Source organism: Flavobacterium adhaerens, from assembly GCF_040045115.1.
GTDB classification, from domain to species: domain Bacteria; phylum Bacteroidota; class Bacteroidia; order Flavobacteriales; family Flavobacteriaceae; genus Flavobacterium; species Flavobacterium adhaerens.
This window is the reverse complement of the sequence record NZ_JBDLZX010000002.1, coordinates 287,171-306,348: the sequence shown is the minus strand read 5'-3', so window position 1 is coordinate 306,348 and position 19,178 is coordinate 287,171. Positions and strand designations below refer to the sequence as shown.

16 protein-coding genes, 2 tRNA genes and 1 pseudogene are annotated in these 19,178 nt (G+C 33.1%); 11 read left to right on the top strand and 8 right to left on the bottom strand.

Going from position 1 to position 19,178, the window contains the following annotated elements; all coding sequences use genetic code 11:
- Positions 1 to 28: 28 nt before the first annotated feature.
- The 4 genes from ABEB18_RS04025 to ABEB18_RS04010 form a co-directional block, all read right to left on the bottom strand.
- On the bottom strand, positions 29 to 472 hold the full coding sequence (locus ABEB18_RS04025) for a DUF6702 family protein (protein ID WP_348797965.1): 444 nt from the start codon (positions 470 to 472) through the stop codon (positions 29 to 31).
- Between the two features lie 56 nt (positions 473 to 528).
- A complete protein-coding gene (bamP, locus tag ABEB18_RS04020) occupies positions 529 to 1,281 on the bottom strand; it encodes a BamP family beta-barrel-assembly machinery protein (protein ID WP_348797790.1) in 753 nt (250 codons plus the stop codon).
- Between the two features lie 160 nt (positions 1,282 to 1,441).
- A complete protein-coding gene (locus ABEB18_RS04015) occupies positions 1,442 to 2,164 on the bottom strand; it encodes a carboxypeptidase-like regulatory domain-containing protein (protein WP_348797788.1) in 723 nt (240 codons plus the stop codon).
- Complete coding sequence (locus ABEB18_RS04010) at positions 2,161 to 2,922, bottom strand: carboxypeptidase-like regulatory domain-containing protein (RefSeq protein ID WP_348797787.1); 762 nt, start codon at positions 2,920 to 2,922, stop codon at positions 2,161 to 2,163. Before ABEB18_RS04010 ends, ABEB18_RS04015 begins: the two co-directional genes overlap by 4 nt.
- A 159-nt stretch (positions 2,923 to 3,081) precedes the next feature.
- Here ABEB18_RS04010 and pepE point away from each other — a divergent pair, with 159 nt between their 5' ends.
- Both pepE and ABEB18_RS04000 read left to right on the top strand, forming a co-directional pair.
- Positions 3,082 to 3,789, top strand: a complete 708-nt coding sequence (gene pepE, locus ABEB18_RS04005; protein WP_348797785.1) for a dipeptidase PepE — start codon at positions 3,082 to 3,084, stop codon at positions 3,787 to 3,789.
- Positions 3,790 to 4,011: 222 nt separating this feature from the next.
- Positions 4,012 to 6,441 carry an arylsulfatase gene (locus ABEB18_RS04000; protein WP_348797783.1) on the top strand — a complete coding sequence of 810 codons (2,430 nt, stop codon included), beginning with the start codon at positions 4,012 to 4,014 and terminating at the stop codon, positions 6,439 to 6,441.
- 104 nt (positions 6,442 to 6,545) lie between these two features.
- Here ABEB18_RS04000 and ABEB18_RS03995 read toward each other — a convergent pair.
- Positions 6,546 to 6,618: transfer RNA gene (locus ABEB18_RS03995), tRNA-Gly, on the bottom strand.
- A 43-nt stretch (positions 6,619 to 6,661) separates the two neighbouring features.
- Positions 6,662 to 6,734: transfer RNA gene (locus tag ABEB18_RS03990), tRNA-Gly, on the bottom strand.
- Positions 6,735 to 7,103: 369 nt separating this feature from the next.
- Here ABEB18_RS03990 and ABEB18_RS03985 point away from each other — a divergent pair.
- Positions 7,104 to 8,660 (top strand): L,D-transpeptidase family protein, encoded by a 1,557-nt coding sequence (locus ABEB18_RS03985; RefSeq protein WP_348797782.1) that lies wholly within the window; start codon positions 7,104 to 7,106, stop codon positions 8,658 to 8,660.
- Here ABEB18_RS03985 and ABEB18_RS03980 read toward each other — a convergent pair.
- A complete protein-coding gene (locus ABEB18_RS03980) occupies positions 8,649 to 9,398 on the bottom strand; it encodes a murein L,D-transpeptidase catalytic domain family protein (RefSeq protein WP_348797781.1) in 750 nt (249 codons plus the stop codon). The two genes, ABEB18_RS03985 and ABEB18_RS03980, sit on opposite strands and share 12 nt — an antisense overlap.
- Before the next feature lie 328 nt (positions 9,399 to 9,726).
- Between ABEB18_RS03980 and gpmI the strand changes: the two genes are divergently transcribed.
- Positions 9,727 to 11,244 (top strand): 2,3-bisphosphoglycerate-independent phosphoglycerate mutase, encoded by a 1,518-nt coding sequence (gpmI, locus tag ABEB18_RS03975; RefSeq protein ID WP_348797780.1) that lies wholly within the window; start codon positions 9,727 to 9,729, stop codon positions 11,242 to 11,244.
- A 73-nt stretch (positions 11,245 to 11,317) separates the two neighbouring features.
- Here the strand turns inward: gpmI and ABEB18_RS03970 are convergent, their stop codons facing one another.
- A complete protein-coding gene (locus ABEB18_RS03970) occupies positions 11,318 to 12,568 on the bottom strand; it encodes a DUF445 domain-containing protein (protein WP_348797779.1) in 1,251 nt (416 codons plus the stop codon).
- Positions 12,569 to 12,751: 183 nt separating this feature from the next.
- Between ABEB18_RS03970 and ABEB18_RS03965 the strand changes: the two genes are divergently transcribed.
- The 7 genes and pseudogenes from ABEB18_RS03965 (at position 12,752) to ABEB18_RS03940 (ending at position 19,131) form a co-directional block, all read left to right on the top strand.
- Positions 12,752 to 13,426, top strand: coding sequence for a TetR/AcrR family transcriptional regulator (locus ABEB18_RS03965; RefSeq protein WP_348797778.1), 675 nt, complete (start codon positions 12,752 to 12,754; stop codon positions 13,424 to 13,426).
- Positions 13,427 to 13,434: 8 nt separating this feature from the next.
- Positions 13,435 to 14,283, top strand: a pseudogene (locus ABEB18_RS17490) (ABC transporter transmembrane domain-containing protein); the annotation flags it as partial.
- A gap of 165 nt (positions 14,284 to 14,448) precedes the next feature.
- Positions 14,449 to 15,093, top strand: coding sequence for an ATP-binding cassette domain-containing protein (locus ABEB18_RS17485; protein ID WP_438861432.1), 645 nt, complete (start codon positions 14,449 to 14,451; stop codon positions 15,091 to 15,093).
- A 5-nt stretch (positions 15,094 to 15,098) separates the two neighbouring features.
- Positions 15,099 to 16,445, top strand: a complete 1,347-nt coding sequence (locus ABEB18_RS03955; protein ID WP_348797776.1) for an HlyD family secretion protein — start codon at positions 15,099 to 15,101, stop codon at positions 16,443 to 16,445.
- Complete coding sequence (locus tag ABEB18_RS03950; RefSeq protein ID WP_348797774.1) at positions 16,442 to 17,833, top strand: TolC family protein; 1,392 nt, start codon at positions 16,442 to 16,444, stop codon at positions 17,831 to 17,833. The genes ABEB18_RS03955 and ABEB18_RS03950 overlap by 4 nt, the downstream gene beginning before the upstream one ends.
- Before the next feature lie 43 nt (positions 17,834 to 17,876).
- Entirely contained in the window at positions 17,877 to 18,695 is an 819-nt protein-coding gene (gene map, locus ABEB18_RS03945) for a type I methionyl aminopeptidase (RefSeq protein WP_348797772.1), read from the top strand.
- Positions 18,696 to 18,756: 61 nt separating this feature from the next.
- Entirely contained in the window at positions 18,757 to 19,131 is a 375-nt protein-coding gene (locus tag ABEB18_RS03940; RefSeq protein WP_348797770.1) for a GxxExxY protein, read from the top strand.
- Positions 19,132 to 19,178: the final 47 nt, after the last annotated feature.

Sequence of the window (19,178 nt, the reverse complement as noted above, 5' to 3'; positions counted from 1 at the left end):
GAATTTATAACAAATCCGCATTTACTTATCAATAATTTAACATTTGCTTAGTGGAACTTTCTGTAAAAAGAATACTTTTTTTAGAATCTAATGCCAAAACATGCACAATGTTTTGTTGTTCTGCAAAACATTCGGTCAAAACCGAATTGTAAATTTCGATTGTTTTAATTTTTGAAATATCTGTAATTTTAAAATAGCAAACTAACACATCACCATCCATTTCTTTGCTAATAAAAATCATGGGTTTAGCTTGTCCATTGACTTGAAGTGTAAATTTTTGAGACAAATATTTCTTAAGCAGTTCGACCGACTCACTCGATTCTTTTTCGGTACCTAAAAAAGTTTTTTTATTGTATTTTTTTTCTATCGCTTTATCCAAATCATCTGCAAAAATTCGAGTTGTAATTTGAAGCATTTTCTTTTCGGAAGCATAATTTATTTGATAAATAGCCATATAAAACTTATGCACCATGAAGCTAGTAAATAAACCAAAGGAAAAAATTGAAAATAGAAGAATTACTTTTTTTCTCATTTCTCTATGGTCGTAATATTTTTAAAAACATCATATTTATTTATCAAGAAATCCATTATTTCAATTTTTTGTTTCGTATCTACAAAATTTCTTGATTTGGGATCATTTTCACAATACATCAAAAAAAGAGCTATTTTATCATCTTCCATTTTCAAGGTATCTGTAAAAAAAGAATAACTCACGCTATGCATAGCCACATCAGTAAAACTGGTTTCGGTTACAAAATCTTCCTTACCAGGATTATCTTTGAACAAACTTTTAAATACTTTGTTATAAACTCGTATTACATCCATCGCATTGGGATTTCCTGTCCCAGTAGGCATCATCAATACATTGTTAGGTGTTGATTGAGCATCATCATAAAACTGGGTATCTACGATAGACTGAGTATTGCCAAATTGCGGAACATGCTTTGCATAAACAATAACAGACATCAGCTCATTGGCTACAGACTTAAGTTTGATTGAATAATAGGGAGATGAAAAATCAGATTCTTTAAGTACAATTTTTTCACTCTTAAATCCTAAACTCGTTACTAATAAAGTATCGTTTACCTTAGCCAAAATACTGAAATTCCCTCTACCATCTACAACATCTCCAGATTGTGAATTTATATTAAAAACCAAACCACTTTCGAGCTGACCAGATTCATTTAGCAACTTTCCATGCAATGCTTTGCGTGTTAACATTTGACCAAAGCAAAACTGACTACAGAACAGTAAAATAAATATTTTTAATAGCGTTTTCATTTACAATTACTTAAAAGATTATTAGACTTATGAGAATTTATACTCAAAACTACACTTTAATAATTAATAAATTTACAATTTTATTAGCAACTTAAGCCGTATAAACGCTGTAATTTTAAATGATTAACAACTAAATTAAAAAATCATCTATTTTAGTTAGTTAATTTTCAATTCTATTCTTATTGTAAACCAATGCTAAGTTCGTCATCAAAAACATACACATCTCCTTGTTTTGGAGATTCATATATTTTACAAACTCGGAATTTTCGACACAATAATATTGAAATCCTTTTATCAATTCGACAGGTATTTTCAAAGTTTTTGTATAGAATACATCCTTGAACGAATATTCCATCTTTTTTAATATTATTTCTTTTTTTTCGAGTTCTACATTCTCCTTTAGAATACTCTTCTGCCCAGAAAGAGTGCTAATTACCCCCATAAATCCGCCAGAATTAGAATATAACCTTCGCTCTTGAGGTGTAAATTTCTTTATCGCTTTTGGAATAATTCCTAAAGAAACAGCATTGATACCTGAATCTTTATTGACAACCACCTCATCCAACTCAACGCTATTAAAAATCATATAAACCTCTAATGTTCCAGCTGCGTATTCGTGTTTATAAATAAACTTTTTCAAATACTTATAATCGATTCCCGAAAAATTAAGAATATCACCTTGTTTGGCTTGAATAGAAAAACACCCCTCTTTATCAGTTACGGCCATCATTTTATTCATACAATTGATTACACTAATACCTTCAAGCTTTGTAGAGTCAGAAAAAACAGTCCCCTTTATAATTTTTTCAGGATTTGTTTGAGCCATCAAGAATTGATATTGACTAAAAAAAACAAACATAATTATTAAATTATTCTTCATCATTTTTTTATATTTTCATTAAATCTTGATGCTAATCCAACAATCAAAAACATACTCATTGTTTTATTTTTATCATTTAAAGACCTTGCAAAATCTAGATCTTCGACACAATAATATTGAAACCCTCTTATCATATCCTCGGGAATTTTCAGTTTTTCGATATAATATTTATCCTCAAATAAATGTTCTAATTTTTGCATTAAAAATTCTTTCTTTTCGACTGCTAATTCTTTCTTTAACATTTTGGTTCTCCCATTTATAGCATTCAAAATCGGATCTACCGCCAAAGCTCCTCCTAAAAGCCCCAACAAATGAATCGGCTTAAAATCACCAGCAGTTTGCAATCTTCTCTCGGCAGTTGTCAATGAAACTTGATCTTTTGGAATTATTCCTAAATTTTTAGCTGTTATAGTAGAGTACTGGTTCACAATTACCTCTTTCAATTCGATGTTTTTAGGAGTTAAATCAGCAACAATACGTGCAACTTCAAAATCTTTCTTATTGATGATTTTGCGCAACGTTTCATAATTGATTGCTGAAAAGCTAAGAATATCACCTTCATTGACCAAAATAGAAAAATTCCCTTGTTGATCTGAAACCACCATTATTTTACTAGAAGTATTGGTAATAGTTACACCTTCAATAGAAGATAAATTACCAGAAGTTACTTGACCACTTATCAATTTAACGTCGCCCGACTGTGCGATTACCAACTGAACCATAAAAAAGGAAACAAAGAAAATAGTAAAATTACATCCCATAAGCAATCAATCTATTATCACAAGAAAGCATCCAAAGACAATCCCTTCAACAGATTGTAAAAATATCTCAAAGCCATCCTAATTTATTACTAAGGCATTTGTAAAAGTTTGTTAATTAAAGGGTAATCATTTCATACCTTTACCTAAAATATTGAACACATGAAAAATTGCATTATTGCCAGTACTTCAACCCTATACAATGGGAGCTATTTAGAATATTTGTTACCTGAATTACAGATCCTTTTCAAGAATTGCAAGACTGTTATATTCCTACCATTTGCAAGACCAAGCGGAATCAGTCATGATGAATACACCTCAAAAGTTACCGAAGCTTTTAACAAAATAAACATTGAAATAAAAGGAATTCACACCTTTGAAAACCAAAAAGAAGCCCTTCAAAACGCAGAAGGAATTTTTACTGGAGGAGGCAATACCTTTTTATTGGTTTCTCAATTATATAAAAATGACTTAATGAATACTCTTGCCAATACAGTAAAAAAAGGTGTTCCTTATTTGGGCACAAGCGCAGGGAGTAATATTTGTGGCCTAACGATGCAAACAACCAATGATATGCCAATAGTATATCCTCCAAGTTTTCAAACCTTAGGGATTATTCCCTTCAATTTAAATCCGCATTATCTGAATGCTGACGACCAATCCAAACATATGGGAGAAACGAGAGAAACAAGGATAAAAGAATTTCACGCATTCAATTCCTTACCTGTATTAGGACTTAGAGAAGGAAGTTGGCTGGAAGTAAAAGGAAATAGCATAACCCTCAAAGGAGAACTGTCCGCCCGTCTTTTCAGACAAAATTACACACCAGAAGAACTAAAACCCGGAAGTGATTTAAGCAACTTAAAATAAGCACACAAAACGGATAAACTATAAAACAACCCCCTACATTACTTACACGCAATCAACTAATTAACAATTATTTTAAAAAAAAAAAAAAAAAAAATCAGTTTTACAAATCATTTGTTTTTTTTACTTAAATTAGTAAGTATTTATTACTATCATTAGTAATATTATAAAACTAATAACAAACTTAATTCCTAAAATTTAAGTAAACTTTAAACAATGAAAGCAATGAAAAAATTACTGCTAAAAAAAGCCCCACTACTGATTTTAGCATGCTTTTTGACGAATATCTCTCAGAAAGCATATTCACAAGCCGACCCTCGGGAAGATGTAAAAAAGAATTTCAAAGGTGTCATCGAACTTGACATCAGAAATTCAAAATCAGACTGGAGTGCCTACACTAGAAAATCAGCTCCAGATGGGGCGCCCAACGTATTGTTTATCTTATATGACGATACAGGACAGGCTGCTTGGTCACCTTATGGAGGAGCCATTAATATGCCAACGCTGCAAAAATTAGCAGACAATGGCCTGACCTATACCCAATGGCACACAACCGCACTTTGTTCTCCAACTCGTTCTACCTTATTAACGGGTCGTAACCACCACTTAAATGGTATGGCATCCATCACCGAAACTGCAGATGGTTTTCCTGGTGCTAACGGACAAATTCCTGCGCAATGTGCAACTATTGGTCAAGTATTGCAACAAGCGGGATGGAGTACTTTCTGGATTGGAAAAAATCATAATGTTCCAGAACAAGATGTTTCTTCTGGAGGATCTAAAGCACAATGGCCTACTCAAATGGGATTTGACCGCTATTACGGATTCTTAGGTGGTGAAACCAACCAATGGTATCCAGATTTAGTAGAGGACAATCATTTTATTGAAGCACCATACAGCCCAGAAGAAGGGTATCACTTATCCAAAGACTTAGCCGATAAAGCTATTGAATACATCAAAGATCAAAAAGCAACCAACCCTTCTAAACCTTGGTATATGTGGTATTGTCCAGGAGCAAACCACGCACCACACCATGCACCAGAGGATTACATTGCCAAATACAAAGGAAAATTTGATGCCGGTTACGATGCGTACCGCGAATGGGTTTTACCTCGTATGATTGCTAAAGGCATTTTACCAGCTGGAACAAAAAATACAAATTTTAACTTCTTACCTCCAAACATATCTAATCCAGATGATTATGTAAAACCTTGGAACAAACTAAGTGCTGATGAGAAAAAATTATTCTGCAAACTCGCGGAAGTATATGCTGCTTTCTCTGAATATACTGATGCTCAAGTAGGTCGCGTAATTGACTATTTAGAAAAAACAGGTCAGTTAGAAAACACAGTGGTAATGTATGCTGCTGATAATGGTGCTTCGGGAGAAGGTTCTCCTACTGGATCGGTAAACGAAAACAAATTCTTTAACGGTTACCCAGATGAGTTATCTGAAAACCTACAGTACATTGACAAATTAGGAGGTCCTGACACCTATGAGCACTACCCAACTGGATGGGCTGCTGCTTTCTCTGCTCCTTACAAAATGTTCAAACGTTACAGTAATTATGCAGGAGGTACTTGTGATCCATTAATCATCTCTTGGCCTAAAGGAATTAAAGCACGTGGAGAAGTTCGTAACCAATACCATCACTCTACCGATATTGTGCCTACTATTTTAGATATTTGCGGAATTGAAATGCCTAAAGTCGTTAATGGTATCGAACAATATCCACTATCAGGTGTTTCTATGAAATACTCATTTGATGCCAAACCAGATGGACCAACTCAAAAACACGTTCAATACTATACCATGTTAGGTACCAGAGCGATTTGGAAAGACGGTTGGAAAGCAGTAGCTGTACACGCTCCATTAACAGGAACTGGCAAATTTGACAAAGACGTTTGGGAACTTTACAATACGGATGTGGACAGAGCTGAAGCTAATAATTTGGCTAAAAAGAATCCTGAAAAATTAAAAGAATTAGTTGACGTTTGGTTTGCAGAGGCTGATAAAAACTTAGTATTACCATTAGATGATCGTTCTGCAATGGAAATCATTGGTGCTGAACGTCCTTCTCAAGAAAAACCTAAAACACGATATATTTACTACCCTGGAACGGCAGCGGTACCAGAAGGTGTAGCGGTAAATGTTCGTGGACGTTCATACAAAATTGTGGGTGATGTAGATATTAAATCAGGAGCTTCCGGAGTAATTTTTGCACACGGATCTCGATTTGGAGGGCACTCTTTATTCATCAAAGACAACAAATTGTACTACGTATATAACTTCTTAGGAATCAAACCAGAGCAAACTTTTGTTTCCTCTTCTACACTTACAGAAGGAAAACATGCTTTAGGTTTTGAATTTATTAGAGAAAAAACAGGGGAACACGGAGAACAAATAGGAACTGGCCATTTGTATATCGATGGTAAAGAAGTGGCTAGCGGCCCTATGAAAACCCAACCAGGCAAATTCACACTTTCAGGAGATGGTCTTTGCGTAGGTTTTGATAGTGGAGATGCTGTTAGTAGTCAATATACAACTCCTGGAACATTCAAAGGTGGAGAGATCTTAGGTGTTGGAGTGGACATTAGCGAACAAAGCTATGAAGACTTAAATAAAGAGGCTCAAAGAATAATGAAAAGCCAATAAATCTTATCTAAACCACAAAAGAGGCATTATAAATTTTATAGTGCCTCTTTTTTTTATTTACTTTTTTGTATAAAAAAACCTCAAACAATGTTTGAGGTTTTATGAGCGGAAGACGAGGCTCGAACTCGCGACAACCAGCTTGGAAGGCTGGAGCTCTACCAACTGAGCTACTTCCGCATTAATAATTAAGATAACCTTTAAATCAAAATTTTGATTTTAGAGCGAAAGACGAGGCTCGAACTCGCGACAACCAGCTTGGAAGGCTGGAGCTCTACCAACTGAGCTACTTTCGCATTACTGTGGCGCAAAGATAAATAATAAAAACAGTTAATTGCAAATTTTTTTTCAAAAAAATATTTCCTTTTTTTTTCCCAAACTCACAACCAATTTAATATTAAAACGTTATACTTTTAAATGATTTCATGTTTTATTTTATCACAGCGTTTTTACATTACAAATTGACTCAAAAAGCGATGAATAATCAATTATAAAGAATAGTTCGGACGTAATTTCATTTCAATTAAAAAAACCAAAAAAAAATTAGTAAGAATTATACCGTAATTAAAATATTAGTAACATCTTTGCAAACCCAAATCGAAATCATTTTAAAAAATCGAATGAAATTCTAATTAGAATTCAAATTGAAGCAATAAAAGATTGAGATGAAAAAGTATTATTTAAATATTATTATCCTTATCATACTATTTGGTTGTAAAAAAGAAACCATAGTAAACACTAACAATGGGGAAATTGAAACTATTAAGATCAACAAAGCAATAATACGTCTTTACAAAAACAAATCATTCATTGATTTTTATAATTTCAAAAACAATCAAACGGTTTGGAAATCTAAAAAAAACAGAGACACAATTTTAGAAACCATTCGTAATTGTGACATTGAAGGACTAAATCCTGACGATTACAACATTCAAAGATTACTCAAATTAGAGAGGAAAATAGATGATCTTGACGAAAAAGAGCTCATCCATTATGATTTGGCACTCACGTACAACTTTCAAAAATACCTAGCCCACCTTCATAATGGAAAATTGAATCCAAAAAAACTCTATCATAATTGGGATTTAAAAATTAAAAAACTAGATACTAAAACTGTTTTAATAAATGCTTTAGAAAACAATTCATTATCAAATGAAATAAAGAACTGCCAGCCAAAAGCATTAACGTATCAAAAATTAATTAAAGCATTGTCTATTATCAATCAATTGCCAAATGACAAAACTGATTCAATTAACAGCAGTGAAAAAATTGAGCCTTTTACCAGCAATCCTTCTATTATCACATTAAAACAAAAACTAATGTATTGGGGAGATTTAAATAAAACAGACAGTATTAGCCCATATTTCAATAAAAAAACAATTGATGCTGTCAAAAAATTTCAGGTTCGTCATGGGATAAAACCTGATGGAGTTATTAACAAAAACACAATCACAGCTTTAAACCTTACCAAAGAAGAAAGAAAACACCAAATTATTGCAAATTTGGAGCGCTGGAGATGGTTTTCTAGACCTTTTGCTCAAAACTATGTCTTAATCAATATTCCAGATTTCAACTTAAATGTTGTTGAAAATCAAAGCAAGGTCATGACCAAAAAAATAATAACAGGAAAGGCCGATAGAAAAACACCAGTCCTTACTTCTATATTACAAACCATTGTTTTTAACCCTACATGGACAGTACCTCCAACAATTTTAAAGGAAGACCTATTACCCGAATTTATTAAAAACAGAAATTCGTTAAAAAACAAAAACATTGCCATCTACGATTATAAAAACAGAAAAGTTGATCCTCTAAAATGGAACGAAAAAAGACCCAATGGTTATCGATATGTTCAAGAACCTGGCTATTACAATTCATTGGGAGTTGTCAAAATCAACTTTCCAAATCACCATAGCGTTTATTTGCACGACACCAATCACAGAAACTTGTTTGACAGAAACGATCGCTCTTTGAGTTCTGGATGTGTTAGAATACAAACCCCTTTAGAATTAGTTGAATTATTATTAGACAACCCAAAACAATTTTCGAAAGCAAAAATCGACTCAATTATTGCTACCAAAAAAACATTATTTATAGGCATAAAAAAACGCTATGCAATTTACCTTTGGTATTGGACAGCGTGGAGTGAAAATAATAAATTAATATTTAGAAACGACATCTATAACCTAGATGCTGGTTTATACAATCAGTTACGAAACTAGCTTATCATCTTGTTTAACAGTGGAAGGATGATAAATAAACAGACAAGACTTTCCTTTTATCATCGAAATTATACTAGCAACACATTCTACAGGAACTGCAGGACAACCAAGGCTTCTGCCAATTCTTCCATAATTTTTAATATAGGACTCAGACACATACTTAGCACCATGAAGTACAACAGCTCTGTTACGGGCATTATCATTAACATCTTTTTCTAAACCATCTAATCTAAGTGAAAGTCCATGAGTTCCTTTATAAGACTCTCCTGTCGCATAAAAACCTAAACTGCTTTTGAAGGATTCAGGGGCATTTGAAAAATTTGTCGCAAATACATCGCCTGTATTTATACCATGCGCTACATAGGTTTGAAACAAAACTTTATTATTAGATAAATCGACAATCCAAAGTCTTTTGAGACTTGAAGCCAAACTAAAATCGATTAAAGTTATTACATCTTGTTTAAAGATTCCTTTATCTTTTAACGAATAAAATCCTTTTACACCTTCAACGAAACACTCATGGCTAGGTAATTCGTAGTTGTTTGCAAACAACTCTTTATAGGCTTTTTCAATTTTGTCATCAACAACCGTGTTTTCATCAACGACTGTTTCTTTTTTTACAATTTTCTTTTCTACACCTACTTTTGAAACACTAGTAAAATTTGCAGTAAATGCAAATAAAACAAATACAACTCCCATTGCAAGAATTGACTTGTAAAACACTGTATATCTACCCATTACCTAAATATTTATTTGCGCCAAATATACAAAGAATATCAACCCATAAAGAAAAAAAATGCACTTTGTCGGTAAATTTTAACATTTCATCGGTGTTTTCGGTTTTGACAATTCCTAAAATTCAAACTAAAACAAGAAAGTTAATAACCAAAAAAAGACATTGTATCTAACTCTCAAGACTCTGTATATCTAAAACAGTGCAAATCGCAACCTGATTTTTACAACACAATTTTGATGATTTGTTGCACTTTATTATTTTCCTATTTAATCGTAGTTTTAAGCAACATCTTTTTTTAGAAAATTTTATCTTTGACAAAAATTTCACATCATGAATAAGAAAGTAATTTTAATGATTTTAGATGGTTGGGGGAAATCACCTGACCCTAAAGTTTCTGCAATTGACAATGCAAATGTTCCATTTATAAATAGCCTTTATACAAAATATCCAAATGCACAACTTCGTACAGATGGATTAAATGTTGGACTTCCTGATGGACAAATGGGTAATAGTGAAGTAGGACACATGAATCTGGGAGCAGGAAGAATTGTTTACCAAGATTTGGCCAAAATAAATCTTGCTGTTGAACATAAAACCTTAGCCAAAGAACAAGTACTTATTGATGCTTTTGAATACGCAAAACGAAACAACAAAAAAGTACATTTTTTAGGATTACTTTCAGACGGTGGAGTTCATTCGCACACCTCCCATTTGCGTGGATTAATTGATGCCACACAATCGTATGGATTGGAAAATGTATTTGTACATGCCTTTACAGATGGTCGTGATGTAGATCCAAAGTCAGGTGAAAAATACGTACAAGATTTACAAGATTACATTTCAAAAACTACTGTAAAATTAGCTTCTATCACAGGTCGTTATTATGCAATGGATAGAGATAAACGCTGGGAAAGAGTAAAATTAGCCTACGATGCGGTGGTAAACGGAGAGGGAACACACTCTACCGATGCTGTAGCTAGTATTAAAGAGAGCTATCAAAAAGAAGTGACTGATGAGTTCATCAGCCCGATAATAATGGTTAATGACAAAAATCAACCTCTAGCAACTATTCAAGAAGATGATGTTGTTATCTTTTTCAACTTTAGAACTGACAGAGGTCGTGAATTGACTGAAGCGCTTTCGCAAAAAGATTTCCATGAGCAAAACATGCATAAATTGAAATTGTACTATGTGACGCTTACTAATTATGATGAAACTTATGAAAATGTAAAAGTAGTGTACAACAAAGACAACATCACTGAAACATTAGGGGAAGTTTTAGAGAGAGCTGGAAAAAAACAAATCCGTATTGCCGAAACTGAGAAATATCCACACGTAACCTTTTTCTTTTCAGGTGGTAGAGAAACACCATTTGAAGGCGAAAGCAGAATCTTGAGAAATTCCCCAAAAGTAGCTACTTACGATTTACAACCAGAAATGAGTGCTTACGAATTGAAAGATGCTTTGGTTCCTGAATTAAACAACGGGGAAGTTGATTTCGTTTGTTTAAACTTTGCCAACGGAGATATGGTTGGTCACACAGGTGTTATGGAGGCTGCAATAAAAGCTTGTGAAGCTGTTGATGTTTGCGTAAAAGAAGTGGTTGAAGCTGCTCTTGCCAACGATTACACTACCATCATCATTGCGGATCACGGTAACTGCGAAACAATGATTAATCCTGATGGCTCACCAAACACAGCTCACACTACTAATCCGGTGCCAATTATTTTGGTAGATAAAGAATTGAAAAACATTAACAATGGTGTTTTAGGAGATATTGCTCCAACAATTCTTGCCTTAATGGGAGTTGAACAACCAGCAGCAATGACCAGTCATTCTTTATTATAAGAAACTTTTTCTATACAAAACTAAGGCTATCCAATTACAGATAGCCTTTTTTTATTTTAATCCTTTTCTGAAATTATCGAATAAATTGTGCCAATATACATTCAAAAGCATAAATCAAAAGTCCAACCAAACCTCCCACCAACGTTCCGTTTATCCTAATAAACTGCAAGTCTCCCCCTATTTCAAGTTCTAGTTTTTGAGAAACCTCATCGGTATCCCAGCTTTTTACGGTTGACGAAATTAAATCGCCAATCATCTTTTTATTATTAATCAATACAGACAAAACATCATTCTTAACAAAATCATTAACTTTTGTCATCATAACCTCATCATCTTGAATTCCCTTACCAAAACTTTGAATCATATTAGAAATACTATTTCTAATAGAAGATCCCTCTTGTAGGGCCAAATCATTTTCGATGGCTGTTTTTATTTCCAACCAAATCCCTGCAATATAATCCTGAACTTCATTTTTTTGGGCAAATCCCACCACCAAATCATTCACTTTTTGCTGCATCTCTGGAGATTCTCCCAACTCAGAAATAAAGCCCATTACATAATCGTTAATTTTTAATCGAATACTACTATCTTTCATACTGGCTTGAACCAAGAAATCATACAAGCCGTTAAAAACACCTTCCGTTATTTTTTTATCAGCCAATCCAAAAGAAAGAAACGGTGTAGATTTTTTTACTTTTTCTTCTATCAAATGTTTATTATTTTCCAATTCTACAATCAGCGTTTTAAGAACATTGGTAACCAACATTTCCTGTTTTTCGCTTTTTGCCAAAGATTCCAAACCCAAAGCAATCCATTCGGCAAAATTCACTTTACTTAATTTAGCCTTAAACTGTTTTTGAATAAAATTTTTCACCTGTTCATCGTCAATAGTTTTTAAAACTCGAGGAATCACATTAGCCACAATCAAATCAGCTACAAGGACAGCATTTTTTTCATCAATTAACCAATCCGAAGATTTCTGAGCAACATTGAATTGTTCTATTTTTACCTCTAATTTTTCGCGAGTTAAAAATTCATCCGAAACAAAACTTCCCAAATTCTCCCCTATCTTATCTTTATTACTCGGAATCAAAGCAGTATGGGGAATTGGGATTCCTAATGGATGTTTGAACAAAGCAACAACTGCAAACCAATCGGCTATACCACCAACCATCGCAGCTTCGCTCATTGCTTTCAACCACCCAATTTTATAATGATTGGCTACAAAAAAACAAACTATAGCCAAAATTAAAATGCCTAGAGCAAGACTTTTCATTTTAGCCAAACTTCTTTTTTTGACTGTAGTATCGGTAGAAATATTCATTGTGTTTTTCTAGCTAATTTACCAATTTCTTTTAAGAATTATCAGTAATTACACGCAGAATGTCTCTTAAACAACTCCAACATTAAAATAACATTAGAAAACATTCTCATTTTGCATAATTTAATGTTAAAACTAAAATACTAAAAGTAATACTATTAACTTTGTTACAGAAACGCACTAAAAATGAGCATTTTGACAGAAAAATCAAAAATAAAAACAAACCAAAAGTTGTATCTAAAAGATCCTGAAACTTCAGAATTGGGTAAAAAAATAATCCAAAACAGTATCTTATTAATTGACGAAATCGGATTAGAGCATTTTACTTTTAAAAAACTTGGAGAACGAATACAATCCAACGAAAGTTCTATTTACAGGTATTTTGAAAACAAACACAAATTGGTAATTTATTTATCAACTTGGTATTGGTCATGGATAGAAAACAAACTCATTCAGGCAACAGATTCTATTGAAAATCCAACCGAAAAATTAAAAAGAGCTTTGATAGTTGTTACCGAAAAAATTATTGATGATGATAGCACAAAACACATTAACGAATCAATCTTAAACAAAATAATCATATTCGAATTCAACAAAGCGCTATACACCAAAGATGTAGATGAGGATAACAAATACGGTTATTTTTTGGTTTATAAAAGCATCATTAACCTTTTGGCTAGTTTCATTCTGGAAGTAAATCCCGAATATTCTTATTCCAAAAGTTTAGCATCAACAATAGTAGAAGGTAGTTTGCATCAACATTTTTTGAATGACCATTTAAAAACAATAACGGATTGCAATGAAACCAAAACTGTAACCTCTTTCTATAATGATTTAGTTACCCGAATTCTAAAAAAATAATTTCATATATGACACCATTACAACGTTTTTATAATTTGCTCCAATTGGATAAAAAAGATGTTATTCAAATATTTTTTTATGCCATTTTTGCTGGATTCATTAGTCTATCTTTGCCTTTGGGAATCCAAGCGATAATCAACTTTATTCAATCTGGGCATGCCAGCGTTTCTTGGATTGTATTGATAATTATTGTTCTTATTGGAGTGGCTTTGGTTGGATTATTATCGTTAATGCAATTACGAATTACCGAAAATTTACAACAAAAAATATTTGTTCGTTCCTCGTTTGAATTTGCAACTAGATTACCCAAAATTAGATTTGAAGAGCTATACAACTCCTATCCTCCAGAAATTGCCAATCGTTTTTTTGACACTTTAACCATTCAAAAAGGGACTTCAAAATTGTTAATCGATTTTTCGGCTGCCATACTACAAATCGCATTCGGAATTATACTCTTATCCTTATACCATCCTTTTTTTATCGTATTCGGTATTTTGTTATTCTTCTTGTTATATTTCATATTCAAATTCTCATACAAAACTGGAATCGAAACCAGTTTGAAAGAATCCAAATTCAAATACAAAGTAGCGGGTTGGCTACAAGAAGTTGCTCGAAACAATTCAAGTTTCCGAAGTGAATTGAACTACAGTTATGCGTTGAAAAAGAACGACAAAATTGTTACGGGCTATTTAGACTACAGAGAAAAACATTTTAATGTCATCAAGAAACAATTTATCCAATTGATTGGTTTCAAAATTTTGATTACGGCAACTTTGCTTTCAGTTGGTGGCTATTTGGTTCTTTCACAAGAAATGAATATTGGTCAATTTGTGGCAGCCGAAATCATTATTCTATTGGTCATCACCTCTGTCGAAAAAATCATTTTGGGTCTAGAAACATTTTATGATGTACTGACTGCTACTGAGAAAATCGGACAAGTTTCGGATATGAGTTTAGAAGAAGAAACTACAGATCCGTACGATAATTGCTATACCAATATAAGTATAGAAACTGATAATTTAATGTTTAGGTTTCCTGAATCCAAACAAAAAACCTTGAGTATGATCAATCTAAAAATCGAACAAGGAGAACACATCTTTTTGGACGGAAAAAATGGTTCTGGAAAAACCACGTTGATCCGAATTCTTTCAGGTTTATTGCAACAAACCGCAGGTTCATTTTATATAAACGATGACAGTTTCAAAAAAATAAATTTAAAACAATACCGCTCACAAATTGGGTGTATTATTAATGGAGAAACACCGTTTGAAGGATCTATACGAGATAACATAACTTTTAACAACCCAAACATCGATTCGGATAATTTAAAATGGGCAATTAACGGATTACAAATGAGCCGTTTTATCAAATCATTACCAAATGGATTAGAAACGTCTATTTATCCAGAAGCCAAACAAATTTCTTCATCAAATGTCAAAAAAATACTATTGGCTCGCAGTATTATTCACAAACCAAAAATTCTTTTTTACGAAGACCCTACCGATACTATGGACGAAAATGTGGCCAACGAAATTATTGATTTTTTAACCTCTAAAGAGCATCGTTGGACTATTGTTGTTTCGTCTAAAAATCCTTATTGGAAAACAAAATGCAATCGTGTCATAACGATGGAAGATGGTAAAATAATATCAGACTCAAAAAATTAAGAAAGATGCTAAATATTTCAAATAATAATAAACCCAAACAATCTTTAGATCAGTTTCAAACGATTCGATCCCTAGAGAATAAAACGCATTACACGATTTTAAATAAAATCATCGTGGGCACTTCGATACTTACCATAGCGATTTTGTTTTTGCCTTGGACCCAAAACATATCGGGTTCTGGAGCTGTAACAACTTTAAAACCTAACCAAAGACCTCAGTCTATTCAGAGTGTAATTTCGGGTAGAATAGAAAAATGGTATGTACAAGAGGGAGATTTTGTTCAAAAAGGCGATACTATTTTATACATATCCGAGATCAAAGAAGATTATATGGATCCGAATTTGGTTGAAAACACCAAAAACCAAGTAGAGGCCAAGAAAAGTGCTGTCGAATCCTATGAATCCAAAGTGGTTAGTTTAAACAATCAATTACAAGCTATTGAAGCCGAGAAAAAACTGAAATTAGAGCAAGCTCAAAACAAAATCAGACAAGCCCGACTAAAAATAAAAAGCGATAGCATTGATTTGGTTGCAGCAAACACACAATTAAAAATCGCCAATACACAATTTAACCGTTCCATTCAACTCAATAAAGAAGGCTTGAAACCCCTAACAGATGTTGAAGAAAAAAAATTAAAACTCCAAGAAGTTGAAGCTAAAATCATCAATCAAGAAAATAAATTATTGAGTAGCAAAAATGACTTAATCAATGCCAAAGTCGAAATTAGCCGTATAAATGCTGAATACTCCGAGAAAGTATCAAAATCACAAAGTGATAAATTCACTGCGCTTAGTAGCCAATACGATGCAAAAGCACAAGTTAACAAACTAGAAAATCAACATGCCAACTACAGTATTCGTAATCACATGTACTATATCAAGGCAGCACAAAGCGGTTACATCAATAGAGCATTACAATCCGGAATTGGCGAAACCATCAAGGAAGGAACTGCAATTGCAACCATAATGCCAGCTTCATATGAAATAGCTGTTGAAACGTATGTAGATCCAATAGATTTACCCTTAATACATAAAGGAGAAAAAATTCGTGTGTGGTTTGATGGATGGCCAACTATTGTATTCTCAGGATGGCCTGATATCTCCTACGGAACTTTTGGCGGAACCATTGTTGCTATCGAAAATTTCATTAGTCCAAACGGAAAATACAGAGTTCTAATTGCTCCCGACAAAGACGAAGCAAAATGGCCTAAAGAACTGAGCATTGGTTCTGGTGCTCAAACATTGGCCTTATTAGACAATGTGCCAATTTGGTTCGAAATCTGGAGGGTTTTAAACGGATTCCCACCAAATTACTATAAACAAGAAACAAAAACATCAAAAGATAAAAAATGATAAAAAAGCTTCTATACCTAATTTTGTTTGCTACAATAGGAGTAAATGGGCAACAAACGATTTCAAAAGAACTGAGCTATAATGAGTTCTTAGGATTTGTAAAAAAGTTTCACCCACTGGTAAAAAACGCCCAATTAGAACTCAACAAAGCTCAAGCAGATTTGATGATGGCGCGTGGTGCTTTTGACCCAAAAATTGAATTAGATTATGCCGAAAAACAATTTAAAGGGAAAGAATATTATTCGCTGTTGAATAGCAGTTTCAAAATTCCAACTTGGTATGGTATTGAGGTAAAAGCTGGGTTCGAAAACAATGACGGTTACTACCTCAACCCAGAACACACTACTCCAACAGATGGTTTAACATCTTTAGGAATCAGCATTCCTGTTGGGCAAGGTTTATGGATCAATAAAAGAATGGCCGATTTGCGCAAAGCAAAAATGCAAATCGAACAAACTAAATCCGAAGTCCAACTCGAAGCAGCTGCTATACTTTATGATGCTTCGGTGGCTTATTTTAATTGGAAAAAAAATTACGACGAAGTCCAACTGTATAAAAACTACACCAAAAATGCGCAATCAAGATACGAAGGAATTTTGTCTCTAATCAAAAATGGAGACAAACCCGCAATTGATAGTATTGAAGCTGGAATCAATGTAAAAAATCGCCTATTAAGTTTAGAAGATTCAAACCTGAAATTGGTCAAAGCAAAACTAGAACTATCCAATTATTTATGGCTTGACAATGCTATTCCTATGGAAATTTCGGATGAATTGATACCTGAAACCAATTTAGAAAACACCATTCAAATTACATTACAAACTAATAATCTTACTGATTCTAATTTTGATTTAGAAAATCACCCCAAAATAAATGCACTTCAAAACAAAATCGACATTCTGGATGTTGAACGAAAATTAAGTGCAAACGAATTATTGCCAAAAATCAATTTGGGGTATTCTTATTTAACCGAATCAAATTATTTAAATCAGTTTAACAATGATGATTACAAAATTGGTGTTGACTTTTCGTTTCCCATTTTTTTAAGAAAAGAAAGAGGCAAACTAAAGCTAACCAAATTTAAAATTCAAGAATCACAATATACTTTGGGGTTAGAAAAAGTACAGATTAGTAATAAAATAACAGCGCAAAAAACAGAAATTACTTCTCTTCAAAAACAACTTCAACTGGTAAAAGCGTTATCAAAAGACAACAAAACCATGTTGGAATCAGAAGAACGTTTATTCTCTTTTGGCGAAAGTTCTTTGTTTTTAATTAATACTAGAGAAAATAATTCGGTTAGTGCAAAATTGGCAGAAATCAGTTTAGAAAACAGATATTTTATTTCGAATTCACTTCTTTTTAAAATTATTGCAAATCCAAATTAAATAATTTTAAAAGTGTATTTTTGCACTCTGAAAATTCGAAAACATGATTATTCAAAAAACCCGCGAGGAAATAGAATTAATGCGCGAAAGTGCCTTAATCGTATCAAAAACATTAGGAATGATTGCTTCTGAAATAAAAGAAGGAGTCACTACATTATATCTAGACAAAAGAGCCGAAGAATTCATTAGAGACCACGGCGCTGTACCAAGTTTCTTAGGACTTTATGGATTCCCAAATTCACTTTGCATGAGTCCAAATTCTCAGGTAGTACACGGAATTCCAAACAACAAACCTCTGGAAAGTGGTGATGTCATTTCGGTTGACTGTGGGGCTTTCAAAAATGGTTTTCACGGAGATCATGCCTATTCTTTTGAAATTGGCGAAGTCGCTCCAGAAACCAAAAAATTACTTCAGGTTACCAAAGAATCTTTATACGTTGGAATCCGCGAATTGCGTGCTGGAAACCGAGTAGAAGACGTTGGGAATGCTATCCAAAAATACACAGAAGCACACGGTTATGGTGTTGTTCGTGAACTAGTTGGTCACGGTGTTGGTCAAAAAATGCACGAAGACCCAGAAATGCCAAACTATGGTAAAAAAGGTCGTGGTAAACTTTTAATCGAAGGAATGGTAGTTGCTATTGAGCCGATGATAAATATGGGAACTCGCAACATCAAACAACATAAAGACGGCTGGACAATTACTACCGCCGATGGAAAACCATCTGCTCATTTCGAACACGACGTTGCCATCATCGATGGAAAACCAGAGATTCTTTCGACTTTCTACTATATCTATAAAGAGTTAGGAATCGTGAGTAACGAAGAGGATGAATTTAGGAAAGTGCCGTTGGTGGTTTAAACACTAATTTCACGAATTAGCACGAATTCTGAATCTATTAAAATTTCACTAACTACAAAAAATGCACGATTTATATTTAAAAGAAGAGACTTATACAATTATTGGACTTTGTATGGAGGTTCACAAAATCCTTGGAAAAGGCCATAGTGAGAAAGTTTATGGAGATGCCTTAGAATATGAATTTAAGAAAAACCATATTCCCTATTCAAGAGAGTCTAAATTCAACATCGAATATAAAGAGATTATTTTACCAACTTATTATTTTGCTGATTTTGTAATTTTTGATGAAATTATTTTAGAAATAAAAGCAATTCAAGAACTTTCAAGTAGTGAAATTAAACAAACATTAAACTATCTTGCCGCATCGCAAAACAAGCTAGGATTACTTGTCAATTTTGGGGAAGACAGCCTAAAATACAAAAGAATAATTCTTTAATCATATCATAATTCGTGAAATTCTTTTTTTTACACACTCTTCATTCG